At 62.0% G+C, this 26,943-nt stretch carries 23 protein-coding genes; 5 read left to right on the forward strand and 18 right to left on the reverse strand.

What is annotated here, in order from left to right; translation table 11 throughout:
* Positions 1–920: 920 nt before the first annotated feature.
* The 14 genes from SB719_RS07400 to SB719_RS07465 form a co-directional block, all read right to left on the reverse strand.
* Positions 921–2,216, reverse strand: a complete 1,296-nt coding sequence (locus tag SB719_RS07400; protein ID WP_065649396.1) for a PQQ-dependent sugar dehydrogenase — start codon at positions 2,214–2,216, stop codon at positions 921–923.
* Positions 2,213–2,635: a DUF2231 domain-containing protein gene (locus SB719_RS07405; RefSeq protein WP_065649397.1), complete on the reverse strand. Its 423-nt coding sequence runs from the start codon at positions 2,633–2,635 to the stop codon at positions 2,213–2,215. Before SB719_RS07405 ends, SB719_RS07400 begins: the two co-directional genes overlap by 4 nt.
* 111 nt (positions 2,636–2,746) lie before the next feature.
* Positions 2,747–3,583 (reverse strand): MBL fold metallo-hydrolase, encoded by an 837-nt coding sequence (locus tag SB719_RS07410; RefSeq protein ID WP_065649398.1) that lies wholly within the window; start codon positions 3,581–3,583, stop codon positions 2,747–2,749.
* Between the two features lie 256 nt (positions 3,584–3,839).
* Complete coding sequence (locus SB719_RS07415) at positions 3,840–4,346, reverse strand: protein disulfide oxidoreductase (protein WP_412159101.1); 507 nt, start codon at positions 4,344–4,346, stop codon at positions 3,840–3,842.
* Positions 4,343–5,062: a DsbA family protein gene (locus SB719_RS07420; protein WP_412159151.1), complete on the reverse strand. Its 720-nt coding sequence runs from the start codon at positions 5,060–5,062 to the stop codon at positions 4,343–4,345. Before SB719_RS07420 ends, SB719_RS07415 begins: the two co-directional genes overlap by 4 nt.
* A complete protein-coding gene (locus SB719_RS07425; protein ID WP_412159102.1) occupies positions 5,062–7,065 on the reverse strand; it encodes a protein-disulfide reductase DsbD family protein in 2,004 nt (667 codons plus the stop codon). Before SB719_RS07425 ends, SB719_RS07420 begins: the two co-directional genes overlap by 1 nt.
* A gap of 49 nt (positions 7,066–7,114) precedes the next feature.
* Positions 7,115–7,474 carry a hypothetical protein gene (locus SB719_RS07430; protein ID WP_304231970.1) on the reverse strand — a complete coding sequence of 120 codons (360 nt, stop codon included), beginning with the start codon at positions 7,472–7,474 and terminating at the stop codon, positions 7,115–7,117.
* Between the two features lie 110 nt (positions 7,475–7,584).
* A complete protein-coding gene (gene pqqF, locus SB719_RS07435) occupies positions 7,585–9,903 on the reverse strand; it encodes a pyrroloquinoline quinone biosynthesis protein PqqF (protein ID WP_314689016.1) in 2,319 nt (772 codons plus the stop codon).
* The gene (gene pqqE / locus SB719_RS07440; protein WP_065649403.1) at positions 9,903–11,042 is read right to left on the reverse strand and encodes a pyrroloquinoline quinone biosynthesis protein PqqE; all 1,140 of its coding nucleotides are present in this window, start codon (positions 11,040–11,042) and stop codon (positions 9,903–9,905) included. Before pqqE ends, pqqF begins: the two co-directional genes overlap by 1 nt.
* On the reverse strand, positions 11,029–11,307 hold the full coding sequence (gene pqqD, locus SB719_RS07445) for a pyrroloquinoline quinone biosynthesis peptide chaperone PqqD (RefSeq protein WP_065649404.1): 279 nt from the start codon (positions 11,305–11,307) through the stop codon (positions 11,029–11,031). Before pqqD ends, pqqE begins: the two co-directional genes overlap by 14 nt.
* Before the next feature lie 4 nt (positions 11,308–11,311).
* Positions 11,312–12,067 (reverse strand): pyrroloquinoline-quinone synthase PqqC, encoded by a 756-nt coding sequence (pqqC, locus tag SB719_RS07450; protein WP_065649405.1) that lies wholly within the window; start codon positions 12,065–12,067, stop codon positions 11,312–11,314.
* Positions 12,061–12,987 carry a pyrroloquinoline quinone biosynthesis protein PqqB gene (gene pqqB / locus SB719_RS07455; RefSeq protein ID WP_065649406.1) on the reverse strand — a complete coding sequence of 309 codons (927 nt, stop codon included), beginning with the start codon at positions 12,985–12,987 and terminating at the stop codon, positions 12,061–12,063. Before pqqB ends, pqqC begins: the two co-directional genes overlap by 7 nt.
* Before the next feature lie 55 nt (positions 12,988–13,042).
* Positions 13,043–13,114 (reverse strand): pyrroloquinoline quinone precursor peptide PqqA, encoded by a 72-nt coding sequence (pqqA, locus tag SB719_RS07460; protein WP_010617686.1) that lies wholly within the window; start codon positions 13,112–13,114, stop codon positions 13,043–13,045.
* 139 nt (positions 13,115–13,253) lie between these two features.
* Positions 13,254–14,279: a dipeptidase gene (locus SB719_RS07465; protein ID WP_065649407.1), complete on the reverse strand. Its 1,026-nt coding sequence runs from the start codon at positions 14,277–14,279 to the stop codon at positions 13,254–13,256.
* Between the two features lie 150 nt (positions 14,280–14,429).
* On the opposite strand from SB719_RS07465, the gene leuA reads away from it, so the two are divergent.
* Positions 14,430–16,142: a 2-isopropylmalate synthase gene (gene leuA / locus SB719_RS07470; RefSeq protein WP_065649408.1), complete on the forward strand. Its 1,713-nt coding sequence runs from the start codon at positions 14,430–14,432 to the stop codon at positions 16,140–16,142.
* Here the strand turns inward: leuA and SB719_RS07475 are convergent.
* Positions 16,063–16,845 carry an AraC family transcriptional regulator gene (locus tag SB719_RS07475; RefSeq protein ID WP_304231990.1) on the reverse strand — a complete coding sequence of 261 codons (783 nt, stop codon included), beginning with the start codon at positions 16,843–16,845 and terminating at the stop codon, positions 16,063–16,065. The two genes, leuA and SB719_RS07475, sit on opposite strands and share 80 nt — an antisense overlap.
* A complete protein-coding gene (locus SB719_RS07480; protein WP_304231993.1) occupies positions 16,838–17,710 on the reverse strand; it encodes an NAD(P)-dependent oxidoreductase in 873 nt (290 codons plus the stop codon). Before SB719_RS07480 ends, SB719_RS07475 begins: the two co-directional genes overlap by 8 nt.
* Positions 17,711–17,916: 206 nt before the next feature.
* On the opposite strand from SB719_RS07480, the gene pqqU reads away from it, so the two are divergent.
* The gene (gene pqqU / locus SB719_RS07485; protein ID WP_412159103.1) at positions 17,917–20,034 is read left to right on the forward strand and encodes a TonB-dependent receptor PqqU; all 2,118 of its coding nucleotides are present in this window, start codon (positions 17,917–17,919) and stop codon (positions 20,032–20,034) included.
* A 37-nt stretch (positions 20,035–20,071) separates the two neighbouring features.
* On the opposite strand, the gene SB719_RS07490 is transcribed toward pqqU, so the two are convergent.
* Both SB719_RS07490 and SB719_RS07495 read right to left on the reverse strand, forming a co-directional pair.
* Entirely contained in the window at positions 20,072–20,629 is a 558-nt protein-coding gene (locus SB719_RS07490) for an isochorismatase family protein (protein ID WP_065649411.1), read from the reverse strand.
* Positions 20,610–21,191 (reverse strand): helix-turn-helix domain-containing protein, encoded by a 582-nt coding sequence (locus SB719_RS07495; RefSeq protein WP_065649412.1) that lies wholly within the window; start codon positions 21,189–21,191, stop codon positions 20,610–20,612. The genes SB719_RS07490 and SB719_RS07495 overlap by 20 nt, the downstream gene beginning before the upstream one ends.
* A 95-nt stretch (positions 21,192–21,286) precedes the next feature.
* On the opposite strand from SB719_RS07495, the gene SB719_RS07500 reads away from it, so the two are divergent.
* From SB719_RS07500 to SB719_RS07510, 3 genes are all read left to right on the forward strand, one after another.
* Complete coding sequence (locus tag SB719_RS07500) at positions 21,287–22,465, forward strand: benzoate/H(+) symporter BenE family transporter (RefSeq protein ID WP_065649413.1); 1,179 nt, start codon at positions 21,287–21,289, stop codon at positions 22,463–22,465.
* A 150-nt stretch (positions 22,466–22,615) separates the two neighbouring features.
* Entirely contained in the window at positions 22,616–23,947 is a 1,332-nt protein-coding gene (locus SB719_RS07505) for an SrfA family protein (protein ID WP_412159104.1), read from the forward strand.
* A gap of 2 nt (positions 23,948–23,949) precedes the next feature.
* Entirely contained in the window at positions 23,950–26,898 is a 2,949-nt protein-coding gene (locus tag SB719_RS07510) for a virulence factor SrfB (protein ID WP_412159105.1), read from the forward strand.
* The last annotated feature ends 45 nt before the right edge of the window (positions 26,899–26,943 follow it).

Below are 26,943 nucleotides of genomic sequence, written 5' to 3' on the forward strand. Positions count from 1 at the left end.
TATGGCGCTCTGGTCCGGAATAGACATCTGCCTCCACGGGCCGCATGAATGCGGCCCCTGCGGAGATGCATTTACCGACACCAGGGTCATTCCGCAGGGACGCCATTTATGGCGCCCTGGCCCGGAATAGACATCTGCCTCCACGGGCCGCATGAATGCGGCTCCTGCGGAGATACATTTACCGTTCTCTACGTCATTCCGCAGGGGCACCATTTATGGCGCTCTGGTCCGGAATAGACATCTGCCTCCACGGGCCGCATGAATGCGGCCCCTGCGGAGATGCATTTACCGTTCTCTACGTCATTCCGTAGGGGCACCATTTATGGCGCCCTGGTTGCATGTAAAATCCGGTGTTAAATGGATACGCCAGGGCCGCATGCAGACAGCCTGAGCGGCCACGAAAAAAGGCGGAGGGGTGAGCTCCGCCTTGTTTCAAGTTCCGGTCAGTGCGCCTGACCGGTCAGTTGCAAAAGGGCAACGATGATTTGCAGGATAATCCGGACAATGTCCAGGAGCAATCGCACAAGTTCCATCACTTTCCTTCTCCTCTGACAGGAGCGCGCGCCATTCAGCGGCCGGGGCCCTGACCCTACCCGCCGGCCGCCTGAGCACATCTGTGAGGAGCGCTGAGCGGCACTCATTGCTAAAGCCACAGGCCAGCACCACCTGAAACCTGCCGGGATTTGACTATCCGCGCCCCTGAGAGTCATCAGAAAGCAACGATACTCCGCCCGCACTCAACACTGTATAACCATACAGTAATTTCCTGAAACTTGAAATATTTCCCGTCACATTTTATGATTCGCTGTGTGAGGAGTGCTGAGCACCCCGTTCGCCGCGCGGTTACCCGCCGCTTAAGCGAACCAAAAAAAAGGATTTGGCTGACCAGCCAAATCCTTTTCTATTTTTACCGGTAAAAACTACTGCGCCGCGCTGATGCGCCAGATCGCATCACCCGCATCGTCCGCGATCAGTACCCCGCCCTGATTATCCGTTGCCAGCCCCACCGGCAAACCGCGCACGTTTTTCTGATCGTCCGTGAGGAATCCGGTGACCACCGGCTGTGGTTCACCCACCGGCATGCCGTTTTCAAATTTAACCCACACCACTTTGTAGCCATTAAGCGGCGTCCGGTTCCAGCTGCCGTGCTCGCTGATAAACGCACCACCGCGATATTGCGGCATATTGTCTGCGCCGTAGAACAGCAATCCGAGCGGTGCAACATGCGAACTCAGGGCGTAGTCCGGCTTGATCGCTTTCGCTACCAGATCAGGCCGCTGCGGGCGGACCCGATCATCCACGTGCTGGCCAAAATAGCTCCAGGGCCAGCCGTAGAAGCCGTTGTCCTGCACTGAGGTCAGATAGTCAGGAACCAGATCGGAACCAATTTCATCGCGTTCATTTGCAATGGCCCATAGCTTACCGCTCTGCGGCTCCCACTGCAGCCCGGTGGGATTGCGGATGCCGCTGGCGTAGATGCGGCTCGCGCCGCTGGCTGCATCCACTTCCCACACCGCCGCACGCTGATACTCGGCACCCAGTCCATTTTCGGTGATATTGCTGTTAGAGCCGACACCGACATAGAGTTTACTGCCGTCCTGGCTGGCAAGCAGTGCTTTGGTCCAGTGGTGGTTAAGCTCACCCCCCGGCAGCGCCGTTACCTCTTCCGGCGCGGTACGGATTTCCGTTTGCCCGGTCTGATAAGGGAACTTCACCAGGCTGTCGGCATTAGCCACGTAAAGCGTGTTGCCAATCAGCTGCATACCAAAAGGCGCGTTCAGGTTTTCGATAAAGAGATGCTGCTCCCATTTACCGTTGACGTTACGCAGCAGCGAGATACGGTTGCCGCCCGGCGCACCTTTGCCTGAGGATTTCTGCACAATGCCCATGATGAGCTGCTTCGGGGCCGTTACCGGATTTTTCACCCCGTTGGCCTCGGCCACCAGCACATCGCCGTTTGGCAAAACATAGAGCTGGCGCGGGTGCATCAGCTTCGCCGGGATCCGCTCTATCTTCAGCCCGTCCGCCACTTTTGGCGTTTCACCGGTTTTCCACGGCGTCCCCTCCGGCACCTGCATAGGCGGCATGAAAAAATTCTGCGCTTTTGGCAGCTCGGGATTCGGTCCGATCTGTTTTTGCGGATCGAGAGAGGATCCGCTGTCGCAGGCGCTCAGCAGCGCAGCAAGACTGACAGCACTCAGAATGCGCAGTTTCATGGACGACCTCCCGGGATACGACGCGCGCGCAGCGCCAGCTGTACGTTGGCGATCAGCAGCAGCGCCACCACTATGGTCGACAGCGTAACGCCCACAGGTACCACCGCATACGCATCACGGCTATGAATAAAGGCGTTAACAATGGCCACCAGTATGGCCAGCAGCGAGAGCCAGAAGTGGGTTTTCTCACCGGCGGTGACGCCGCGAAACAGATGAATCAGGCTGATAATTCGCGGCAGAATAGCCAGCAGCAGACCAAACACAATCAGCCAGCTGGCGGCTTTGGTCCACATCACCACGAAGGTCTGCAGATAGAGGATATCAAACAGCCAGGCGGCAAAAAAAAAGCCCAGCGGCAGTGGCTCCAGCAAGGCATACAGCGTAATGCCGAACGCCGACTTTCCCGAGGTATGAAACATGGCACGCTCCCTTTAGAGTTTTCAGACGGCGGCGAGCCGACAGGCTTCGCCACGCCGCCAGAGAAATATTAGTAAAGATAAAGGGTAATGCGCAGAAAACCGGCAAAAAAGCTAGCAGTGCGGCCGGTAGTGGGCCAGTTCGCGCGCATCGTGGCTGCAAAACAGCGCAACGCCGCTCTGGGGCTGCAGCGAAAGTTCACGCAGCCGCTGCTGATTGATGCGCCACGCCTCGCGATCGCTGCACATGAGGCGCTGATAAGCGCGCAGACCCGGCGTGCAGTGGCGTCGGGTGTGATGCATCTCTCCACGATAAAACCAGGCATCGCCGCCATGCAGCAGCCAGCCATCGCCGTGGCGGATCGCCACGCCTGCGTGTCCGGCGGTGTGTCCCGGCAGCGGCACCAGCAGGATCTCATCACTGAGATCGTCTATGGCTCTGACCGCATCAAACCCGAACCAGCGTTCACCCTCACTGGCGTAGCCGCGCCAGCCATCGTGCGCGGTCCACTGCTGTGGCCGGAAGCGCTGACGCGCCAGCCAGCTCTGCTCACGTCCGCTGCGTACCGTATCAAGCTCGCGCTGCAGGAGATGGATCCGCGCCGCCGGAAAATCACTGATGCCGCCTGCATGATCAAAATCGAGATGGGTCAGAATAATATGCCGGACATCTTCGGCCTGAAAACCCAGCAGCTGAATTTGTCTCAGTGCACTCATCCGTTCACTGTAATGAATATTATTCAGCAGACGAAAAAAACCGGAAAGCCGGCGTTCCGGATAGCGCATATCATTAATTCCCAGTCCGGTATCCACCAGAATCAGGCCGTGCCGATCGCTTTCAATTAACAGACAATGACACACCAGTTCAGCAAAGGGGCCACGGCTGAAGCCATCAAACAGCGCCCCGCCCAGCGGGCACATGCAACCACAGTTCAGATGATGAATACGCATCCTCTCTCTCCCTGCGGCGCATAAAAATATTCCGCCGCTATAATCAGAAATTAGTCTGTTATTCAGGTATGCATCAGTTGCGGCATTATTGCAAAAAAAATTAATGACTGAATTAAATAAGCCAGTTGCAAATAACAAAATAACCGCAGCGCGTAGTGAGTTTGCCGGATAATTATAAATGACTTCTTTTGGAGATTATTAAACAAGTAAAATTGAGCCACGTATTATTAAAAAAGGCGCCCGCAGGCGCCCGTTATTATCCGCTGAACTGTGCAGCCCACCATAAACGCAGCATCAGTCCCCAGCGGCTGCTCCAGCCGCTGGTGGTACTGGTTACCCGGCCCTGATAAAGCACGATAAAGGTTGGCGTAGCCGCAATGTGCCAGCGCTGCCCCAGTTCACCGCGCGCGTCATTAACGGCTATGCCCTGCAGCCCTTTTTTTGTCAGCTGTTGTGTCACCTGCGCATCTGAACCCGATCGCAGCGCCACGCTTACCACCGGCACACCCTGCTGGCTGAGCCTCGCCACAACCGGCGTGGTCAGTTTGCAAACGCCGCACCAGCTGGCCCAGACGTAAACCAGCACCGGTTTTGATACGCTCAGCCCGGCCAAGCTCTGCTCACCCTGCAGCGTGGTGAGCGGCTGCTGTGCCAGATCGGCAGGCAGCTGCGGCGCGCGCAGCCAGTCAGCCGCCAGCATAATCAGCACGCCTGCCAGCAGCAGCCAGAGCGCTTCACGCAGCCAGCGCTTCAGCCGGCTCACGGTGCCGCCTTCAGCGCATCTTTCACCGCCGCCTCCAGCTGTGCATACGGCACCGCACCGCTGATCAGCTGATTACCCACCAGCGTGGCCGGGGTGCCCTGCACGCCCAGCTGCTGCGCCAGGGTCAGGTTGTGATTAATGGTATCCAGGCTCGCTTTATCCGGTGCCGCCAGGGTAATACCGGTTTTTTTCAGCGCGGCGCTGATGCTGGCCTCATCGTGATTGCCTTTTTTGGTCATCAGCATTTCATGCAGCTTCAGGAAGTTTTTCGGCTGCTGATTCCAGACCGTCAGCGCCAGTCGCGCTGAACTCAGCGAGCTTTCGGCACGATAAGGCAGCGGTTTAATCACCACCGCCACCTGCGGATACGCTTTCAGCAGCGTCGTAATATCGGCCTCAAATTTTTTGCAAAATACGCAGTTGTAATCGGTGAAATAGACCAGCGTCAGCGCCGGCTTTTCAGCGCCGATACGCGGCGATCCGGCATCGCTGAACAGCATATCACGGTTTTTTTCAACCATTTGCGCCACCACATTCTGCTGCTGTCGCGCAGCTTCCTTATCAAAGGCATCGGCGGCCTCAGCCAGTATGGCGGGGTTTTGTACCAGCGTTTCGCGGATCAGCACTTTGATACGCGCCTCCTGCTCCGGCGTAAAAGGGGCAGCAGCCAGTACCGGTGCGCTCAGCAGCAGCACAGCAAACAGGATATTTTTCATCATTTTTTTGCCTTATTCAGTGTGGAGAGCACCGCGTCACGGTTCAGCAGCGGTGACAAAATCTGACCCTGCGGCAGCGCCGGGCCATAAATCTGATTAAACGGAATGGCCGCCCGATCGCGCTGGCGCAGAAAGTCGCCAATGGCGGGATCCGGCTGTGTCCAGTCGCCGCGCAGCAGCACGACGTCCTCTGCACTCAGCGCGGCGCGAACGTCAGGCTGATTCAGCACCCGGGACTTATTAACCTTGCAGGTAATGCACCAGTCAGCGGTGATATCGACAAACACACGCCGGTTCTGCTGCAGCGCCGCGGCGATGGCGTGCTCTGACAGCGGCTGCCAGCGGAGTTCACCGGCATCCTCTGCCGGACGCGTCAGCAGGAACAGTGCCCCTGCTACCATCAGCACGACAGCCACCGCACCCGCCTGCTGCAGTGCGCGACGGCGCAGCAGCCAGATCAGCAGCATCAGCAGCAGCGCGGCGGCCAGCAGGCCTGCTGCGCGACTGCCCCAGTGCGGGATCAGCAGCGTAACCAGCCAGAGCGCTGCCAGCAGCATCAGTATGCCCAGCAGCGTGCGCAGATGAACCATCCAGCGTCCCGGACGCGGCAGCCAGCGCGCAACGCCCGGCAGCGCGGCCACCAGCAGCCACGGCACGCTCATGCCGATACCGAGCGCCGTAAACAGCAGCCAGAGCTGGGGCAGCGGCGCGGTCAGCGCATAGGCCACCGCCGTGCCGAGAAACGGCGCGCTGCACGGCGTTGCCAGCAGTGTGGCAAACGCGCCCTGCGCAAAGTGTCCCGTTAGTCCGTTCCCCTGATGCGTGGCCAGCCGGGTGTTAAAGGCTGAGGGCAGACGGAAATGCAGCAGATCAAACAGACTGGCGCTGAACAGAAACATGACGCCGGTCATCAGCAGCAGGAATCCGCTGTTCTGGAACTGTATGCCCCAGCCCAGCGCCTGACCGCTCAGGCGCAGCACGCTCATCAGGAGGGCCAGCAGCAGAAAGGAGAAGAGGATCCCGGCGCTGGATGCCAGAAACTGCAGGCGCGTCTGGTGACGGGTCTGTGCCTGCTGCTGCACCAGACCGCTCAGCTTGAGCGCCATAACCGGCAGCACACAGGGCATCAGATTCAGCACCAGACCGCCAAGCAGCGCCAGCAGCAGCACCGACCATAGCGTACTGCGCGCCTCGCTGCTCAGCAGCGGCTCCGCCTCAATCGTCACCTGGCTCTGCTGCGCCAGCCCGTTATCGCTGATCACCAGCGACAGCTGGCGGACGCGCAGGTCGGGTGCCGCATCGCCCCACTCGTCGGTCACGGTCACGCGTGCGCTGAGCGTGTTGCCCTGCACGCTGATCGCCGGTGCTGCCAGCATGCTGCCCGCCGGATAGTCAAAGAAGAGTTCGGGCGTGCGCCAGCCCGCCTGGCGTACCGCGCGGATCTGCAGCTCACCGTTCACAAAGCTGGCGTTCAGCTCATCAGTCAGCCCGGCACCGGGCGGAACCAGCCCCATCGCACGGGCAAAATCGCGATCAAATTCCGCCGCTGGCGGCCGGGCCAGATCGAGGCTGAACGGAAAATCCGTCAGGATACAGACGTCGCTGCACGTAGACAGCGTCAGCGTGCCGGTAAGCGTACGGCTGTCCGGCTGACGCTGCAGTGCGATCGGCAGCGTGACATTTCCCTTATAGCCCTGCGTGGTCAGTCCGCTGACATCAAAGCGTGCCGGTACAGGCCAGAACCACTGAGCGCTGATGCCGGGCGTCTGCCAGGCGATGGCCGGTGCCACGCCGCCTTCTCCCGGCGTGCGCCAGTAGGTTTTCCAGCCTGGCTGCAGATGAATATCAAGCAGCAGCCGGGTGTCGCCCGCCTGCGGCGCGGCGCGCAGGCGCACCTCAGCGTGGCTGTTTTGCGCGTTGCGCAGCCAGCCGGTATCCGCAGCCTGCGCACTCAGTACGCAGCCTGCCAGCAGGAGCAGCAGGCTCCTGAGTAAAACAGTCATGATAAATTCTCCGGTAAATAACAGGGGATACGCGAAACAGCGCGAAGTGTTATTCCCGGAAGACGCAGAGCGTAAGATGTCGCCGTCGCAGCGGCGGACGATGCGTTTTATGACGCCAGAAGAAAGAGAGATGTTGCGGTGCAGCAAGCGCTGATAGCAGTGCCATAACAAGCATCAGCAGCGGCAGTACGGCATCAAACACCGGTGTACTGCCGCTGAGGGATTTAGCGCTCAGTGCACAGGGCTTATCACTGCTGGCGGACGTATCATGCGCGCCGATCTCAGCGAAAACAGCAGCGGCGTTCACCGGCTGGGCGGGCAAATTGAAGCTGCGCTGTACAAGGCAAAACGCCAGCACCAGACAAGCGAGTGCCAGGATCCACGTTGCGCGTTGGGGCGATATCATCATGCCGCAGCCTCAGAGAAAAGTGCGGGCATTTTATGTAACGCCGCCGCAAACGCCAAGTTTTGCCGTGTAAACTTTTGTCGGGTGAGGCAGCGGCGCACGTTTGTGCCGGTTCAGGGCCGGTTAATCAGCACCCGCCAGCGCCGCCGCTGGCGCACCAGCTGCCGGAAAAGCTGCAGCATATGCGGCAGCGTCAGGGCGGCGACCGCCTCAGGCGTCAGACACGGCCCGCCCGCTTCGCGCCGCAGCAGATCCTGCGCCACCTGCCGGTTAGCGTGCGGCTGGCAGCGTTCCTGCAGCGTCTGCTGCCACGCGCGCAGCGTTTCGTCGTCACTCTGGCTCAGCACCGTCTGCATATCCAGCAGAAAGCGCCGGCAGTGGATCAGCAGGCGTACCCAGGAAATATCCGGCGACTGCAGCGCAAACAGCAGCCCGTCCACATCGGCGCAGCGCTCATAGCGGGCCGTGACCACATAGCCTGTCTGTTGCTCCACGCGCAGCCGCTGAAAAAAGCGCGGTGCCAGAAACAGCCCCAGCGCCTGCAGCGCCGCCAGGCTGATGTCATCCGGTGCCGTCAGGGGAATAAACAGCAGCAGCGCCTGGTCGCGGCCCTGACAGGCAACGGGCGTAATGCCACGCCGCAGCGGAGGCGATGCAGACGGCGTAGCCTGCCGCCTGAGCCTCGCCAGGCTCTGCGCGGCGTAGTGATTCAGATGCCGGTCATGCCCGCACCACGCCGCCTGCCAGCGCCGGGCTGACGCCGGATGCAGCAGCTGAGAGGGCAGCGTCTGCAGCAGCTGGCGGATAACAATGGCCGCGGGCTCAGGCGGGTCGCCCGCCTCATCCGCTGCGCTCAGCTGCGCCGTGATGGCCGGCAGCAGCTGCCAGGCCACGGCGGCGTCTGCCGGAATATCCAGCAGCAGCTGCCAGATCCCCTGCTGCTGCTGCCAGACGCCACGGCCACCCAGATGGCGCAGCTCTGCCAGCAGCGGCCGCAGACGCCGCTGGTACGCCATGCCGGCGCGGTCGGCAAGCGGCTGATAGCACGCCGGGCGCAGCAGCAGCGTCTCAGCTGGTTCAACCGGCAGCGCCTGAGGTAATGCGGCAGCGGTACCGCCGGAGCCTGTGGCATCAGCCCGTATCGCACGTGGCGGAAACTGCCAGCGGACAGCTGCCGCCGGTACGTCTGCGGAAAACGCCCCGCGGCTGCAGCGCAGCGTAAATCCCTGCGTGATGCAGGTCAGGGCGTTGCTCAGCGGCTGCCGGGTCAGCAGGCGCATCCGCCGGGCCTGCGTCAGCTGCAGGATAGCCGATGCAAGGTCCGATGGCAGATGCGCTGCAGGCGCCTCTGCCGCTGCCCGCAGCCGCAGCTGACGCAGCGGCGTCTCCGCGCGGAAGTCGCGCTGCGCCAGCTGCAGGTAGTGCTGCTGCTGGCGCAGCGTAGTGTGCTGCACGGCCTGCAGGTGCTGCCAGACACGCTGCTCTATACGCCAGGCCTGCGCGGATGAGATCGCTGGCGCGCTGAAGCGCAGCGCAAGTAATGCGTGCCGGGTATCCTGCCACAGCCAGCTGACCTGCAGGGTGTCACACAGCTTCTCGCCGCGCAGCTGATGCAGCAGACCGCCTTCGGCTTCATCCAGCCAGTAGCTGCGCAGCAGAGTGACACTGTCACTAAAATTGTGAGAGTAAGGCGTCAGCAGCGTCAGCCAGAAAGCGTTATCACCCGGCAGCTCCAGCAGCGTGATCGCATTGTCGTCGGGCTGCTGTGGCACAACCGGCAGCGCCGGAACGCTGTCGCCCGGCAGGCCGCTGAACGCTGCGGCCAGACTCTCCAGTTCGTCCAGCGACTGCGGTCCGGAAAGCCAGAGCTGCATTGCAGGTGCCGTAAAGCGGGTCTGGTGAAACCGGCGCAGCGCGCGCTGCAAATCAGTGACGTTGTCACCAAAAGCCGCCCTGCTGCCGGCGCGGAAACGCCTGAAGCGTTCTCCCAGCGGATGCAGCAGCGCCGCTTCGCTCAGCGCTTCGCTGTGGCTCTGCAGCAGCTGATACTCCGCATCGATAACGGCGCACTCCTGGCGAATGACGTCAGGCGTGAGCTTCGGAGCGAGCAGCATGTCCGCCAGCCGCGTGACGCCGCCTTCCAGCGCCGGGGCCGGCAGCTGAAAAAACCACGCGCTGCGGCTGAGCCGGGTGGTGGCGTTGACCTCGCCGCCCTGCTGCTGTACCCACGGCATCAGACGCTGGCTGCCACTGAAGCGCGCACTGTCGCAGAACAGCAGATGCTCGAGCAGATGCGCCAGTCCCGGCCAGCGATCGGGCTCATGCAGGCTGCCGGCCCCGACCTGCATCAGCGCCGCAGCTTCGCGGGCGTCAGGCTGGTGATACAGGTGGCAGCGCAAGCCGCTGGCCAGCGTCAGGGTACGCTGCATCATCAGAGACGCTGTTTGACAATCAGCGTGGAGTTGGCCCGGTTACGGAACTGCAGCTGGGCAATTTTGATATCGCTGCAGTTTGCCTCGCGCCGCGCCTCCAGGATCTGCCCGTGATGCGGTGATTTACTGCAGACCGGATCGGTATTGTCAGCATTACCGGTCAGCATATATGCCTGACAGCGGCAGCCGCCAAAATCTTTCTCTTTTTCATCACAGGAGCGGCACGGCTCCGGCATCCAGTCAAAGCCGCGATAGCGGTTAAAACCAAAGGAGTCATACCAGATTGACTGCAGGCTCTGCGTCAGCACGGAAGGAAATTCAACCGGCAGCTGGCGCGCGCTGTGACAGGGTAACGCGGTGCCTTCCGGGGTTACGCTGAGGAAGATGGAGCCCCACCCACCCATACAGGGTTTAGGACGCTCTTCATAATAATCCGGCGTCACAAACAGCAGATTGGTCAGGTTGCCGCTCTCACTCATGCGAGCCCGGTAGCGTGCCACCGTCTCTTCAGCACGGGCGATCTGCTCCCGCGTGGGCAGCAGCCCCTCGCGGTTCAGGTGTGCCCAGCCGTAAAACTGGCAGGTTGCCAGCTCAACATCATCGGCATCCAGCTCAATGCAGAGATCGATAATTTTATCGATCTGATCGATGTTGTGGCGATGCAGCACAAAGTTCAGCACCATCGGGTAGCCATGCTTTTTCACTGCCCGCGCCATCTCAAGCTTTTGCTGAAACGCTTTTTGCGAGCCCGCCAGCGCGGCGTTGAGCGTCTCATCGCTGGCCTGAAAGCTGATCTGGATATGGTCCAGACCGGCGTCCGCAAAGGCGTCGAGCTTTTTCCCGGTCAGGCCAATGCCGGAGGTGATCAGGTTGGTGTAAAAGCCGAGATCGCGCGCGGCGCGGATCAGCTCAGGCAGATCTTTGCGTACCAGCGGCTCGCCGCCGGAGAAGCCGAGCTGTACGCTACCCATAGCGCGCGCCTGCCGGAAGACCTCAATCCACTGTTCGGTGGTCAGCTCTTTCTCCTGCTGCGCAAAATCGAGCGGATTAGAGCAGTACGGGCACTGCAGCGGGCAGCGATAGGTCAGCTCAGCCAGCAGCCAGAGCGGCGCATTAACGGCGGGTTTATTCGGGTTCACGACACTGGATCCATTTCTGTTCAACGGCTGACTGCAGGAAATCTTTCACGTCGTCACCGACGCCGCCGGCTTCGGGAAAACGGGCGTCAAGCGTGCGGACGATCGCTGCCACGTCCTGCTTACCGGTCACCAGCTCCAGAATGGCCGCTGCTGTTTCATTCAGTTTCGCCATGCCTTCCGGGTAGAGCACGACGTGACTCTCCTGCGCGGCTTCCCACTGCAGACGATAGCCGCGCCGGAACGCGGGGATCAGGGTATCTTTCATGCGCTTACACCAGTCTTGTTGTATGCCAGGCCGCCCGATCGGTGACCGTATGATAAGGCGGACGCTGCAGCACGTAGGCCATTGTCATGGCGTCCAGCATTGTCCAGAGAATGTCGAGTTTAAACTGCAGGATCTCCAGCATGCGGTTCTGCTGTTCCGCGGTGGTAAAGACCTCCAGTGCCAGCGCCAGCCCGTGCTCAACGTCGCGGTTTGCCTGGCTCAGTCGGCTGCGGAAGTAAAAGTACCCTTCCTCTTTGATCCACGGATAGTGCTGCGGCCAGCTGTCGAGGCGTGACTGATGGATCTGCGGCGCAAACAGCTCGGTCAGCGAACTGCACGCCGCTTCCTGCCAGTTAGCGCGGCGGGCAAAATTGACATAGGCGTCAACGGCAAACCGCACGCCGGGCAGCACGTGCTGTTCCGACAGCAGCGCCTCGCGCGTCAGGCCCACCGCCTCACCCAGCTGCAGCCAGGCTTCAATGCCGCCCTCACGATCGTGGCTGCCGTCATGATCGAGAATACGCTGCACCCACTTGCGCCGCGTGGCCGGATCGGGGCAGTTGGCCATGATCGCGGCATCTTTCAGCGGAATGGTGGTCTGGTAATAGAAACGGTTCGCGACCCAGCCCTGGATCTGCTCGCGCGTTGCCTCACCGTTATGCATCGCTTTATGGTAAGGGTGATGAATATGGTAGTAAGCGCCTTTGGCGCGCAGCGCCTGTTCAAACGCCTCGGGGGTCAGAGCGTCGGTGATCACGATGCGGACTCCTGCAGATGGATCGCCATCCCGTCCTGGCTCACTTCAATGCCCTGCTGCGTCAGAAACTGGCGCTGCGGCGAGTGTTCGTCAAGGATCGGATTGGTGTTATTAATATGAATAAGGATTTTGCGCTTTGCCGGCAGCGCGGCCAGCAGCGCCATCAGACCCTGCTCTTCGGCCAGCGCCAGATGGCCCATCGCCCGTCCGGTATTTTTGCCAACGCCGGTGGTCAGCAGTTCATCATCCTGCCAGACGGTGCCGTCAATCAGCAGGCAGTCCGCTTTCTGCAGCCACGGCATGATCACCGCATCCGGCTCGCCCAGACCCGGCGCGTAGAGCAGCGTCTGTCCGCTGGCGCGGTTTTCAATAAACAGCGCCACGTTGTGCCCCGGCAGCGGCCGGTCGCGGTACGGGGAATAAGGGGGAGCGTTGCTGAGGATCGGGATCGCGGTAAACTGCAGATCGGGACACACCGCCACGCTGAACGGCTCAAGCGGCGTCACTCCGTGATGCGTCAGGCCGCCGTTCCAGTGCTGCAGCATCGTAAAAACAGGAAAACCGCTGGTGAGATCGGCATGAACTTCAGGCGTGCACCAAACCTGATGCGGGCAGCCTTCACGCAGGCTGAGTAGCCCGGTGGTGTGGTCAATCTGGCTGTCCGTCAGAATAATACTGCCGATAGCGGTGCCGCGCAGCACCCCTTTTTTTACCAGCTCAGGCGTCTGCGCAATCTGCTGGCTGATGTCGGGAGAGGCGTTGCATAGCACCCACTCTTCCCCGTCATCACTGACAATAATAGAGGACTGGGTGCGCGCCTGCGCCTGGATTGTGCCGTTACGCAGGCCGCTGCAGTTGGCGCAGTTACAGTTCCACTGCGGAAAGCCACCGCCTGCCGCTGAACCGAGAACTTTAATAAACATGTGAAAGACCGAAGCAGAAAAAGAGAATGCCCGCACGAGCGGCGGGCAGAGAGTCTTAGCGGTTGGAGATGTACAGAGTCACTTCCAGGCCCAGACGCAGGTCAACAAACTCAGGTTTTTTCCACATAGTGTTCTTCCTCATCGATGAAAACGCAGAGCAGGCTCTGCCATAAATGCCGCTGGCGACTGCGGGCAGTACACCAGGCGCGGCGATGTTGCGCCAATGTCGCGCGGAGATCAACCCTGATTCATCAGGGAAACGCGGTTCAGGCCTGCCAGATCTGGCGCAGCACGCGCTGCCAGTTGCCCCACGCGAGCTGTTCAGTCAATGCCTGATCATAGCCGAGACTTTGCAATAGCGCATAGAGCCGCGGTAATCCGGTGACATCTTTTAACGCCGCCGGTACGCTGATGCCGTCAAAATCCGATCCCAGCGCCACATGATCGCGGCCCATAATAGCGATCAGATGCGCGGCGTGTTTAACAATTTCCGTCAGAGCCGTGCTGTCATCGCGCTTTCCGTCACCGCGCAGGAAGGCGTTACCGAAATTTATCCCCACCACGCCGCCGCTGTCGCGAATGGCGCGCAGCTGATCGTCGGTCAGATTACGCGGCTGCGCACAGAGCGCGTGCGCGTTAGAGTGCGTGGCCACCAGCGGCAGCGTGCTGAGCCGCGCCGTCTGCCAGAACGCTTTTTCATTCATGTGCGAGACATCAATGACCATGCGCTGCTCACAGGCCAGCGCAATCAGCTGCCGGCCCTCTTCCGTCAGTCCGTCGCCGCTGTCGGGCGAACCAGGAAACGCGCCGGTAACGCCGTGACCAAAGCGGTTAGCGAGGTTCCAGAATGGCCCGATGCTGCGCACGCCGGCCTGATAAAACGCCTGCAGATCCGCTCCGGCGCCGTCGAAACCGTCGGCCCCTTCGATGTGGGCTACCAGCGCCAGCACGCCGTCGCGACGGCAGGCGGCGATCTCCTCCGCGTTCAGGCAGAGCCGGGCGCGCCCGGCGGATTCCGCCGCCAGCGTTTTCAGGATCGCAAGCTGCTGCCAGAGAATGGTGAGCGGCGGAAGCTGTTCCCGCGCACGCTCAGGTGCCACCTCGCTGAGATAGCCTGCCGGCGGCACAAACAGCGCAAACAGCCCGCCGCCAAAGCCGCCCTGCTGCATACGCGGAAAGTCGAGATGCCCGGTTTCTGTACCGGAAAAAAACGCGCGCGCCGGATCGTCGCGATGGTGCAGCCAGAGCCGCAGTAACAGGTCGTTGTGACCGTCGAACGTAAGAAATGACATAGTCTGCCTGAACCGGAAAGTGTGGCGCTATGCTACGCGTCCGTACCGCTTTCGCCAACCTGTCCGTTTCGCACCCGTGGTTGTCCGCTACGCGCAGGCAGACGGCCGTTTGCCTGCGCCACACTACAGGCTCTGCCAAAGGAGACGACTATGCTGACTTACCCTGCTGATAAATATTACCCTGCCGCCGTGCTGCCGCTGGCCGATCGCCAGTGGCCGTCGCGCCAGCTCACTCACGCGCCGCGCTGGCTCTCAACAGACCTGCGCGACGGCAACCAGGCGCTGGCGGTGCCGATGGACAGCGCCCGCAAGCTGGCGTTCTGGCAGCTGCTGCTGCGCTGCGGCTTCAGTGAAATTGAAGTGGCCTTTCCCGCTGCGTCGCAGACCGACTATGCGTTTGTGCGGGAGCTGATCGAGGAAGATCGCATTCCGCCCCACGTCACCATTCAGGTGCTCACCCAGGCGCGCAGCGATCTGATCGATCGCACGTTTGAGGCGCTGACGGGGGTCCGGCAGGCGATTGTTCATCTTTACAACGCCACCGCCCCGCTGTTTCGCGAGCGCGTGTTCTGTCAGAGCAAAGCGGAAATTGTCGCCCTGGCGTGCAGCGCCGCCCGCCAGATCCGCGATCGCTGTGCCGCGCAGCCTGACACGGCGTGGACATTTCAGTATTCGCCGGAAACGTTCTGCTTTACCGAGCCGGACTTTGCGCTGGAAATCTGCGAAGCGGTGGCGGCGATCTGGCAGCCTGGCCCGCAGCGACCGATGATCATCAATCTGCCTGCCACGGTGGAGGTCAATACCCCCAACGTCTATGCCGATCAGATTGAATACTTCTGTCGCCACTTCAGCCAGCGTGCAGCGGTGACGATCAGCGTACATCCGCACAACGACCGCGGCACCGGCACCGCCTGCGCCGAGCTGGCGCTGCTGGCGGGCGCCGATCGCGTCGAGGGCTGCCTGTTTGGCAACGGCGAACGCACCGGCAACGTTGACCTGGTGACGCTGGCGCTGAATCTCTATACCCAGGGCGTGGCGCCGGGGCTTGATTTCAGCGACATGCAACAGGTGGTGGAGACGGTAACCACCTGCAATCAGCTGCCGCTGCATCCGCGTCATCCTTATGCCGGTGAGCTGGTTTTCACCGCTTTTTCAGGCTCTCATCAGGACGCCATCCGCAAAGGCTTTGCCGAACGCACGGCGCGACAGGAAACCCGCTGGCAGATCCCCTACCTGCCGCTCGATCCGCGCGACATCGGCTGCAGCTATGAGGCGGTGATCCGGGTCAACAGCCAGTCGGGTAAAGGCGGCAGCGCCTGGCTGCTGGAGCAGAATCACGGGCTGCAGCTGCCGCGCGCGCTGCAGCAGAATTTCAGTCAGCGGGTGCAGCAGCAGACCGATACGCAAGGCGGCGAAATGACGCATCACGCGCTCTGGCAGCTGTTTTGCCACCACTACGGCCTGACACAGCCGGCGCGCCAGCTTGAAACGGCAGAGAGCCAGAGCGATGAACGGGCAACGCGTCTCCGCCTGCAGTTTACGACAGCATCAGGTACACGCACGCTGAATGGCAGCGGCAACGGCCTGCTTTCGGCTGCCGTCAGCGCGCTGCAGCAGCACTACGGACGCGCGCTCGCTATTGAGGATTACCACGAACACACGCTGGGCAAACGCAGCGACAGCCGCTCGGTCGCCTATATCTGCTGTACCGACGCAAACGGCGGACGCGCCTGGGGTGTGGGAATCGACAGCGACGTGACGCGCGCCTCGCTGCAGGCGCTGCTCAATGCGGCGGACGCCTTTCTGCCGGCGGAAAGTAGCCCGCCGGTGAGACGCCCAGCACGCGACGAAACATCGCGCTGAACGCGCCCGGACTCTCATAGCCGAGGTCAAGCGCCACCCGCAATACGCTTTCGCCCTGCGCCAGCCGCATCAGCGCCTGGCTCAGCCGGGCGCGCCGCAGCCAGTCGCCAAAGCGCAGTCCGGTTTCGTGGCTGAAATGACGCGAGAGCGTGCGTTCCGCCACGCAGAGTTCGGCCGCCGCCTGCGCCAGCGTCCACGGCTCTCCTGCGCTCTGCCGGATACGGGTACAGAGCGCCAGCAGGCGCGGACTTTGCGGCATCGGCAGGTCAAACGGCAGCACATTCATTACCCTGATCTCATCAAGGATCAGCTCATAAATGCGTTCGCTGCGGCTGCCGGGGGAGTAGTCGTCCGGCAGCGACAGCGCGCTTACGATCAGCTCACGCAGCAGCGCGGAGATCTGCACCACCTGACAGCTGGCCGGCAGGTCAGCGCGCGCCAGCGGATCGATAAACAGCGTGCGTGCAGCGACCTGACCGCCCGTCTGCAGCGCGTGCTGCGTGCCGGCGGGCAGCCAGACCCCGCGGCTGGGCGGCACCATCCAGCTGCCGTGCGCCGTCTCAACCCGTATCACGCCGCTCAGGGTGTGGATCAGCTGCGCGCAGGTGTGATGGTGCCACGGCTCGCGGGCGCCGTGTGCGTAATCGTGCGCAAACGGTATCAGCGGGCGCCGGGAAAAATCGAAGCTTATCTGTTTACTCATCCCCGCGTTTCAGCCAGGCGTAGACAGATGCCAGATCCTGATCGCCGTAGCCCGCCTCCACCGCCTGCTGCCAGAGCTGCGCAATGTTCTCCAGCGCCGGCAGCCGGGTCTCTCCCGCCGCCTCCAGCGCCAGTTTTGCATCTTTAAGCGCCCAGGTAAGCTGCATCTGCGGGGTGTAGTCCTCGCTGGCAATGGCACCAAGCTTGACCTTAGCGTAAGGCGCCGCCAGCGGACCGCCCTCCAGCACCTGCCACAGATCGTCCGTGCTGAAACCAAACTGCTCTGCCAGTCGCGTGCTCTCTGCCAGGCTCTGCATCAGGCCAATCAGCCAGCTGTTCACCACCAGCTTCATGCGCGAGCTGGCACCCGCCTCGCCCAGCCACTGCGTGCCTTTGCCGATTGCGGCAAAGACCTGTTCGGCGTTCTCAGCCCGCGCGCGGTCGCCGCTGGCCAGCACCAGAATCTGGGCGTTTTCTGCCGGCGCTTTGGTGCCGGAGACCGGCGCATCGATAACGTTGATATCGGGACGCGCCGCGGCGATCTGCGCGATCAGCGCGTCGGTTGCCGCGACGCCGATGGTGCCCATCTGTACCAGAGTGGCATTCTGCTTCAGCACCGGCGCGATGCGCGCCGCCACGTCGCGGGTGGTATCTCCATCGGCCAGCATGGTAATGACCACATCCGCCTGCGCTGCGGCGTCTTCCGCGCTGTCACTCAGCTGCAGGCCCGCCGCCTCCAGATCTTCCCCTTTAGCCCGGGTGCGGTTCCAGCCCTGCACGCGAAACCCTTTTTTCAGTAAGCTGGCGGCGAACGCGTGGCCCATCGCCCCCAGACCCAGTACGGCTACAACCGGTTGCTGATGCATTTTCTCTCCTGATGATGTGAGCACTGTTCTTTACAGTGACAGAAAGCGTAGTACGCCACCAGGGGTGTGGTGCAATACGGTAACGTTTTCATCCTGCCGGCAACGGTCCGCACTATTTTTTACGCTTTTCAATCAAATGACATAACCGGTAACATACCTGCCACTGAGATCCTTTTGGTTCATTCCTTTTTCTGACGGTTTTCATTATGAACATTGCTTTACTGCGCCGGGCACTGCTGCTGCCGGCGCTGCTGCCGCTGCCGCTGCTCGCCGCAGATAACGCGGAGCGTACGCTGGTGGTCAGCGCGGCACCCGCGGCCAGCGGCCTCTCTGAACTCGATACGCCCGCTGCGGTAAGCGTCGTCAGCGGCGAAGCTATGCGCCATGCTGCCCCGCGCGTCAATCTGTCAGAGAATCTCGCCAGCGTGCCTGGCCTGCAGATACTCAACCGGCAGAACTACGCCCAGGATCTGCAGCTCTCTGTACGCGGCTTTGGCTCGCGCTCAACGTTTGGCGTACGCGGCGTGCGCCTTTACGTCGACGGTATTCCCGCCACCATGCCCGACGGCCAGGGGCAGACATCCAATATCGATATCGGCTCGGTGGCGCACGTTGACGTCCTGCGCGGCCCTTTCTCGGCGCTGTATGGCAATGCATCAGGCGGCGTGATTAACGTTGAAACCGCCAGCGGTGAACAGCCTCCCGTACTGGAGGCGGGCAGCTGGTACGGCAGCTTTGGCAGCTGGCGCAACAGTGTAAAAGCCAGCGGCGCAACGGGCGACGGCACGCAGCCGGGCGATGTCAGCTACACCCTTTCCGCTTCGCGGTTTACCACCCACGGTTATCGCGACCACAGCGCCGCACAGAAAAACCTCGGTAACGCAAAGCTCGGCGTGCGCATTGATGAGGTGAGCACCCTGACGCTGCTGTTTAACAGCGTGCATCTGGAGGCGCAGGATCCGGGCGGCCTGACGGCCGCGCAGTGGCGCGACAATCCGCGTCAGGTCGCCAGCAACGTCTCTCTCTATAACGCCCGTAAAAGCGTGGATCAGACCCAGGCGGGCGTGCGCTATCAGCGCGAGATGGGCGAGCATGACGATCTGAGCCTGATGCTCTGGGCCGGTGAGCGTGAAACCACGCAGTATCAGTCCATTCCGGTTGTGGCGCAGACCCGCCCAGACCAACTCGGTCATCCCGGCGGCGTGATTGCGCTGACGCGCCACTATCAGGGCATCGATACGCGCTGGACCCATCGCGACGCGCTGTTCAGCGTGCCGGTGACGCTGACCGGCGGTCTCGACTACGAGACCATGACGGAAAAACGCAAGGGCTACCGCAACTTTACCCCGGATGGCGCCCTGGGCGTGCAGGGTGAGCGGCGCCGTGATGAACGCAACCGGATCTGGAACCTCGATCCCTATCTGCAGAGCGCCTGGCAGCTGACGGACGCGTGGTCGCTGGATGCGGGCGTGCGCTTCAGCACGGTGAACTTTACCTCGGACGATCGCTACGTTACCGCCAGCGATCCGGACGACAGCGGCAGCCGTCGCTATCATCGCTGGCTGCCGGCCGCCGCGCTGAATTACGCTATCGATCCGGGCTGGAACGCTTACCTCTCCGCCGGCCGCGGCTTCGAGACCCCTACGCTGAATGAGCTCTCTTACCGCACCCGCGGCACCAGCGGCCTGAACCTGGGTCTGCAGCCCGCCACCAGCGAGACGCTGGAACTCGGCACGAAAAAGCGCCTCGGCAACGGCCTGCTCAGCGCCGCGCTGTTTCAGACTGACACCCGCAATGAGATTGTTTCAGCCGGCAGCGATGAAGGACGCTCAACCTATAAAAACGCCGGTGAGACGCGCCGCCGCGGCCTGGAGCTGGCGTTCGACCAGCAGATTGGCTATGACTGGCAGCTGAAAGCGGCATGGACGCTGCTGGACGCCCGTTACCGCACTAACGCCTGCGGTGACGAGAGCTGTCGCGGCCATCGTATTCCGGGGATTGCGCGTAACATGGCCTATGCGGGCGTGGCGTATGCGCCGGAACAGGGCTTTTACGCCGGCGCCGATGTGCGGTATCTGAGCGATATTGCGGCCAATGACGAGAACAGCGTGCGGGCGCCCGCTTACACGCTGGCGGGCCTGAACAGCGGTTACAAGTGGCAGATCAGCAACTGGACGCTGGATCTGTTTGGCCGCGTGGATAACCTGCTGGATCGCCACTATATTGGCTCGGTGATTGTGAACGAAAGTAACGGCCGCTACTACGAACCGGCGCCGGGTCGTAACTACAGCGCCGGCCTTAACGTGAGCTACGCCTTTAACTGACCGCCCGGTGCCTGACCCAATCAGGCACCGGCAGGCCTTACTGCGCCAGCAGCGCCAGCACCTCCGCGGTGCTGCCGGTTTCACCCAGCCGCGGGAAAATGCGCGCGACGCTGTTTTCATGCGTGTGCGCATCAAGGCAGGTCATGGCGTCGGTGGCCAGCGTCACGTTATAGCCGAGCGCATACGCCTCGCGCGCGGTCGACTCCACGCCAATACTGGTAGCAATGCCGCACACCACGACCTGCGTGACGCCGCGCTGCTGCAGCTGAGCGTGCAGATCGGTCTGATGAAATGCACCCCAGGTTTTTTTCGTAATGCAGATATCATCCGTTTCCGGCTGCATCTCCGGCACCAGATCTGCCCAGTCAGCGGGCAGTTCACCGTCGTGGCGCGGCATCTCATTGCGCCCCGGCGCACCGCCCGCGACGTTAACCCGTACGACCGGCAGATGACGCGCGTGAAATGCGGTGACCAGTTCGCTGGCGCGCGCAATCACGTCGTCAGCGCTCAGCGGTGCCACCGGCAGACGGACAATGCCGTGCTGCAGGTCAATGACGATCAGGGCGGTGTGTGCATCAAGCGTGGTTAGTGCCATGGGGACTCCTCATAAATTCGTTAGCAGAGAGATAGTGTATCAGACTGTGGAAACGCAGCGGCGTGGCGAGCGGATTGCAGTAACTGTGCGGTTTATCGGCGGCAAACTGATACGCCTCGCCCGCCCGCAGCCGCTGCGCGCCCTGCTCCAGACCCAGCAGCAGCTCGCCCTCCAGCACCACCACCTGTTCAATGACCCCTGCCTCATGGGCAGAGGAGTGGCTCCGGGCGCCGCCGGCGAGCGTTACCTCAAGCAGATCAACACCCACCCGGGTATCAAACGGCAGCAGCGGGCGGACCTGCATCTGCGCGCTGGCCTCGCTGAATACCGTGGTGCTGGCTGAATGGGGCACGCTGCCGTGGATAAAGCGGGAGAAAGGCACGTTAAAGCCGGTCACGATCTTCCACAGCGTAGCCACCGTGGGGCTCGATTCACCGCGCTCAATCTGTCCCAGCATCGCTTTACTGACGCCGGTACGGGCGGCCGCCAGCGTCAGGCTCCAGCCGCGCTCCTGACGCAGCTGCTTCAGCGTCTGGCCTAACTCGTGTTGCAGATTATCCATATCGTCTCCTGAAAGCGTACCCTCCAGTGTATCACTTGTCGCAGCGGGACACGCGTGCCACAATGTGCGTTATAACGCACAACAGGACGTTTTCTATGCATCCGGCCGACACCCGCTCTCTCCCGTTTATTCCGCTGCTGGTCGCAGGATTTGTCGCCGTTCTGGTCGGCTACAGCAGCAGCGCCGCCATTATCTGGCAGGCGGCACAGGCGGCGGGAGCCACACCGGCGCAGATCGGCGGCTGGTTTACCATGCTGGGGCTGGCGATGGGGGTGGCCACGCTGACGCTGTCGCTGCGTACCCGCCTGCCGGTGATTGCGGCCTGGTCAACGCCGGGCGCGGCGCTGCTGGCGACCAGCGTGGAGGGGCTGAGTCTGAATGAGGTCACGGGCGTGTTTGTGGCGGTTAACCTGCTGATCCTGCTGAGCGGCGTGACCGGGGTGTTTGCCCGGCTGATGCGCTTTATTCCACCCTCGCTCGCGGCAGCGATGCTGGCGGGCATTTTACTGCGCTACGGTATCGGCACGTTTACCGGTCTGGAGGGCAACGCCGCACTGTGCGGCACCATGTGCCTGGTCTGGCTGCTCTGTCGCCGCTGGCTGCCGCGCTACGCCATCATTCTGGCGCTGAGCGCCGGGACAGGCGTGACGCTGCTTCAGCAGAGCGTGACCCTGCCGCCGGACGCCTTCAGCTTCACCCTGCCGGCATTTGTGATGCCGCACTTTACGCTTGCCGCCCTGACCGGCGTGGCGCTGCCCTGTTTTCTCATTACCATGGCCTCGCAGAATGCGCCCGGTATTGCCACGCTGCAGGCGCACGGCTATCAGCCGCCGGTCTCGATGCTGACCAGCTGGACCGGTGCCATCGCGCTGCTCTGCTCGCCGTTTGGCGGCTTTTCGGTCTGCGTGGGCGCGATCTCAGCGGCTATCTGTATGAGCGATGAAGCTGACCCGGATCCGGCGCGTCGCTGGATCGCCGCCGTCTGTGCCGGGGGGTTCTACCTGCTGGCCGGGCTGTGCGGCGCGCTGATCGCGGCGCTGCTCGGCGCGCTGCCCGCCGTGCTGATTGCGACGCTGGCGGGGCTTGCGCTGCTCACTACCCTCGCCGGCAGTTTGCAGCGCGCGCTGCAGGAGCCGGATCAGCGCGACAGCGCCATCATCACCGTGATGATCACCGCCAGCGGTATCTCCCTGGCCGGTATCGGCTCCGCCTTCTGGGGCATGGCGGGCGGCGTGCTGGCCCATCTCCTGCTGACCGCCCGTCGCCACGGTTAATTAGTAACCACTTCGTGCAGGAGCCGGGGAAAAACAGCCCGTTTACCCCCTCTTTTCGCGCCTTTGATTTTCCGTATTTGGCTTAAGATCACTTTTACGCCATTAATACACGATATTTTGCACGTGACCTCCATCGATAAGGGCCAACGAGTGGCAAAAACTTTTCTGCGCAGCGGCAAGCTGGATTCGGTACTGGCTCTGGGTGAGAGCGGCCAGCCGGTGTGGATCTCCGCGCTGCAAATTCGCGAAACGCTGCGGCTGCGTCGTCAGGATGCGCTCGCCAGCTGTCTCGCTATTCCGCAAGCCAGCGACAGCGGCGATCGCCTTGACTGGTACGCCCCGCACGCGGGTAAAGTCAAATCCTGGCTCGCCGCCAGCGACAGCGAGCGCCGCCGGGCGCTGGAGCTGCTGACGCAGTATCAGCAGGCGCTGCAGGCGCTGAGCGAACGCGCGCGCGCGGCGGACAAGCCGGCGCTGCGCCTGTTTGGTGCGCTGCTGAGCAAAAGCTTTCAGTTTCCCGATCAGCAATATGTCTATCTGGTTGACGCTAAACCGGTGATCACCTTCTGGGGGTTTGTTGATCCGCTGGCGCGCACGCGCGATGACGCGCTTGCCTGCCTGCGCGACACGCTGGAGCTGACGCTGCCGGCGCTGGTCGCGGAACCTGAACTGCCCGTCACGCCGCCGCTGGCGGCTGAACCGGTTGCTGAGCCTGAGCCCGAGCCCGACACTAAACCTGAACCTGAAGCCGTTGCGGCGTCTGAGCCGGTATCGCCTGAAGCACCGCCGGTGGCAGAACCGGCAGCGGCTGTCCCGGCCCGCCGCCCGTCACGGCTGCGTCCGCTCGCCCTGCTGCTGCCGGCTGCAGCGGTGGCAGCCGGGGTAACGCTGTGGATACAGCGCAGCGAAACGCCTGCGCCCGCGGCTGACCTGACTGCAGCCGTAGCCCCTGCGCCGGTTAGCGCACCGGTTCTGCCCGGCGTGCTGGTCAAAGCCGCGACGCTCTCCGCGACGCTGCCACAGCACGCCGCTGCGGCCATACCGGCACCGGCGAACGCCGCTCCGCCTGAGATTGTGGCGGAACATACTGAAGCGGCAAAGGCGGACGACCTGATCATGACCACGGACGATGCCCGCCTCGGATCGGTGAAATTTATCGACGGCACCTGGCGCGTGACGCTGCGCCAGACCAACCTGCCCACCGGCAAACCACCCAGCCTGCGTTATAAAATCCGCAACGGCAAAGGCACCGCCTGGATCAGCCAGGGCGATAATATTCGCTGTAAAGCTGACATCACCGCCGCGATGACCAGTGCCGGAACCATGGTGGTGCGCAGCCGCTATACGGCCAGCTGCAGCGATAAGTCGCGCTATCGTATGCCGGAGCTGATATGTAAAGCGGGCGACGGCATTGCCAGCTGTAATGCACAGTATGGGGCCGAACAGGCCTTTCCGTTGACGATTAAGCGTGAGAGTAAGTAACCATGTTGGCTCCTCTGATTGATGACAAACAGAAAATCACGCTGATTGAAGCGAGCGGCGTACAGTTTCTCGACTTCGGCCTGCGTCTGCCCTCTGCACAGGCACGTCGCCAGTTTGTGCGCCAGACCGCTAATGGCCCGCTGCTGCGTCTGCACGTGGACGGCAATAACGGTAAATTTCTGCTCTACCCGGAAGAGGGAGGCGCGGCTGAAGTGGTGCGCCCGGAATCGGATGTCGCTCTCGCCGACTCCCTTGCCCTGCTGGCTAACCAGTGGCTGCCGCTGCCGGTACTGCGCTGCACCAGCGGCCGTCGCTTTATCGGCGGCCCCGACAACTGGGCGCGCGTCTGCCTCGCGCCGCTCAGCGAGCCGGATGCGGCTGGCCATACGCACCGTATTACCCTGGCTTTTGACACCCGACTGGTGCCGGAGGCTGAAGGTGGTGAACAGCTCGGACTGAGCGCGGCCGATGCGCAGAACGGCGTGAGTTTTGCACTGGCGTGGCACAACTATGAGCTGGGCGAGTTCCTCGACCTTACCTGGGTTGATGGCTGGCTGCGTGAAACTTTTGTGCAGCAGGCGATCGCGCTGGAGTCACGCGGGGAGCTGGCACTGACGCAGGCGCTGCGTGAATTTGAGTATCAGGCGCACTACCTCAATCTGCTGGAGCTGCTGGGTGAGCAGCTCGATCTGGCTGAGATCGCTATTCAGGCGGTGTCGCTGCAAACCCCGGCGGTGAATGTCGATATCATTCTCGACGTCGGCAACTCGCATACCTGCGGCATTCTGGTGGAAGATCACCCGGAAGAGAGCAACGGTCTGCGTCAGACCTATGAGATGCAGCTGCGCGATTTATCACAGCCGCACCGCGTTTATAATGAGCTGTTCGACAGCCGGCTGGAGTTCGCTGAGGCGCGCTTTGGTAAAGCGAGTTTCTCACTGCAGAGCGGGCGCGATAACGCATTTATGTGGCCCTCGCTGACCCGCGTGGGGCGCGAGGCGAGCCGTCTGGCGCTGCAGCGCGCCGGCACGGAAGGCAGCACCGGTATCTCCAGCCCGCGTCGCTATCTGTGGGATGAGGCGCGCTATCAGCCAGGCTGGCGCTTTAACGCGGGCGGTCAGAGCGAAGAGGCGCAGGCTATTGCGCTGCCCTTTACGCTGCTGATCAACGATGAGGGAGAGCCGCTGCAGTCGCTGCCGGAAGAGGATCGCCTGCCGGTATTTTCTGCCAGCTACAGCCGCAGCGCGCTGATGACCTTTATGCTCTGCGAGCTGCTGGCGCAGGCGATGATGCAGATGAACAGCGTCGCACAGCGCCAGCGCATGCCGCAGAGTCAGGCGCCGCGCCAGCTGCGGCATGTGATCCTGACGCTGCCTTCTGCCATGCCAAAGCCGGAGCGGGAAATTTTCCGCCGCCGCATGCAGGAAGCGATCGCCCTGGTATGGCAGGCAGAGGGCTGGCATGCCGCCGCGCCCGCGCCGCGCCCGCTGCCGGATGTGCAGATGGAGTGGGACGAAGCTACCTGCGGCCAGATGGTGTGGCTGTTCAATGAAACGCAGGTGAATTTTGCCGGACGCGCAGAAGATTTCTTCAGCAGTATGGCGCGCCCCGATCGCCCGCGTGAGAGCGATGAACTGCCGGGCAAAAGCCTGCGCATCGCCTCGATCGATATCGGCGGCGGCACCACCGACCTCGCGATTACCCAGTACCGGCTGGATGATGGCCAGGGCAATAATGTGAAAATTACGCCGCGCCTGCTGTTTCGCGAAGGCTTTAAGGTTGCCGGCGATGACATTCTGCTGGATGTGATCCAGCTCTGGATCCTGCCGGCGCTGCAGCAGAGCCTGCAGAAAGCAGGCGTCACCCTGCCCGAACCGCTGATGCAGAAACTGTTTGGCCACGACAGCCGGATGGATGGACAGGCGACGCTGCGCCAGCAGGTCACGCTGCAGCTGTTTATCCCGCTGGCGCAGGCGGTGCTGGAGCGGTATGAAAACTGGGATCCGCTCGACAGCCACAGCGAAATCAACGCGCTGTTTGGCGAACTGGTGCCGCAGCAGCCGGCAGGCCCGGTGCTGGCGTTCGTCAATGGCGAAATTCAGCGCACGCTGGGCAGCGACAGCCGGTTTGATCTGCTGCAGGTGCCGCTGGTTGTCAGTATGGCGCAGCTGCACGGCGAATTTCTGCAGCACCGTATGGCTATCATTCCGGCGCTGCGCGCCATGTGCGAAGTGGTGTCACTCTATCAGTGTGATGTGCTGCTGCTTACCGGCCGGCCGTCGCGTTTCCCCGGCATTCAGGCGCTGGTGCGTCATCTGCAGCCGCTGCCGGGCAGTCGTATTCTGTCGCTGGAGGGGTATCACACCAGCGACTGGTATCCGTTTAATAAACAGGGACGCATCGATAATCCGAAATCAACCGCGGCGGTGGGCGCGATGCTCTGTCTGCTGGCGCTCGATCTGCGTCTCAGCAGCTTCTGGTTCCGCGCCGGTGATTTTGAGCCCTATTCCACCATTCGCTATCTTGGCGTACTGGATGAAAATGCGACGCTCACCGATGATAATCTCTGTTACAGCGATATCGATCTCGATAGCAGCAGTTTTGCACTGGATCGCAAAAGCAGCTTTCGCATTCGCGGCAACGTCTGCCTGGGTTTTCGTCAGCTGGAGAACGACCGCTGGCCGGCGTCACCGCTCTATAGCCTGAGCATCACCGACCCGCAGCTGGCGCGCAAAGTCGCGGGTGAAAGCGTGCTGCGTATCAAGCTGGCGGTACAGCCAGGCCCGGACAATAACGGGCCGGAGCGGCTGATCCTCAGCGACGCGCGGCTGGATGATGGCACGCGGGTGCCGCCGGAGCAGCTGAGCCTGAAACTCAATACCCTTTCCGGCAGCGGCAATGCCAACGCGCAATACTGGATCGACAGCGGCTCAGTCATAAGAAAAGTGTAGTTATTCAGCTTATTAAGCGATTTGGCGTGCAAAAAACTCACGCCA

Origin of the sequence: Pantoea sp. SIMBA_079, assembly GCF_046940275.1 — a bacterium.
In the GTDB taxonomy this organism is placed as follows: domain Bacteria; phylum Pseudomonadota; class Gammaproteobacteria; order Enterobacterales; family Enterobacteriaceae; genus Pantoea; species Pantoea borealis.

Coding starts and splice junctions, on each gene's coding strand:
- SB719_RS07400 (WP_065649396.1), bottom strand. CDS start 2,216: ATGAAACTGCGCATTCTGAGTGCTGTCAGTCTTGCTGCGCTGCTGAGC.
- SB719_RS07405 (WP_065649397.1), bottom strand. CDS start 2,635: ATGTTTCATACCTCGGGAAAGTCGGCGTTCGGCATTACGCTGTATGCC.
- SB719_RS07410 (WP_065649398.1), bottom strand. CDS start 3,583: ATGCGTATTCATCATCTGAACTGTGGTTGCATGTGCCCGCTGGGCGGG.
- SB719_RS07420 (WP_412159151.1), bottom strand. CDS start 5,062: ATGAAAAATATCCTGTTTGCTGTGCTGCTGCTGAGCGCACCGGTACTG.
- SB719_RS07425 (WP_412159102.1), bottom strand. CDS start 7,065: ATGACTGTTTTACTCAGGAGCCTGCTGCTCCTGCTGGCAGGCTGCGTA.
- SB719_RS07430 (WP_304231970.1), bottom strand. CDS start 7,474: ATGATGATATCGCCCCAACGCGCAACGTGGATCCTGGCACTCGCTTGT.
- pqqF (WP_314689016.1), bottom strand. CDS start 9,903: ATGATGCAGCGTACCCTGACGCTGGCCAGCGGCTTGCGCTGCCACCTG.
- pqqD (WP_065649404.1), bottom strand. CDS start 11,307: ATGAAAGATACCCTGATCCCCGCGTTCCGGCGCGGCTATCGTCTGCAG.
- pqqB (WP_065649406.1), bottom strand. CDS start 12,987: ATGTTTATTAAAGTTCTCGGTTCAGCGGCAGGCGGTGGCTTTCCGCAG.
- SB719_RS07465 (WP_065649407.1), bottom strand. CDS start 14,279: ATGTCATTTCTTACGTTCGACGGTCACAACGACCTGTTACTGCGGCTC.
- leuA (WP_065649408.1), top strand. CDS start 14,430: ATGCTGACTTACCCTGCTGATAAATATTACCCTGCCGCCGTGCTGCCG.
- SB719_RS07475 (WP_304231990.1), bottom strand. CDS start 16,845: ATGAGTAAACAGATAAGCTTCGATTTTTCCCGGCGCCCGCTGATACCG.
- SB719_RS07480 (WP_304231993.1), bottom strand. CDS start 17,710: ATGCATCAGCAACCGGTTGTAGCCGTACTGGGTCTGGGGGCGATGGGC.
- pqqU (WP_412159103.1), top strand. CDS start 17,917: ATGAACATTGCTTTACTGCGCCGGGCACTGCTGCTGCCGGCGCTGCTG.
- SB719_RS07490 (WP_065649411.1), bottom strand. CDS start 20,629: ATGGCACTAACCACGCTTGATGCACACACCGCCCTGATCGTCATTGAC.
- SB719_RS07495 (WP_065649412.1), bottom strand. CDS start 21,191: ATGGATAATCTGCAACACGAGTTAGGCCAGACGCTGAAGCAGCTGCGT.
- SB719_RS07500 (WP_065649413.1), top strand. CDS start 21,287: ATGCATCCGGCCGACACCCGCTCTCTCCCGTTTATTCCGCTGCTGGTC.
- SB719_RS07510 (WP_412159105.1), top strand. CDS start 23,950: ATGTTGGCTCCTCTGATTGATGACAAACAGAAAATCACGCTGATTGAA.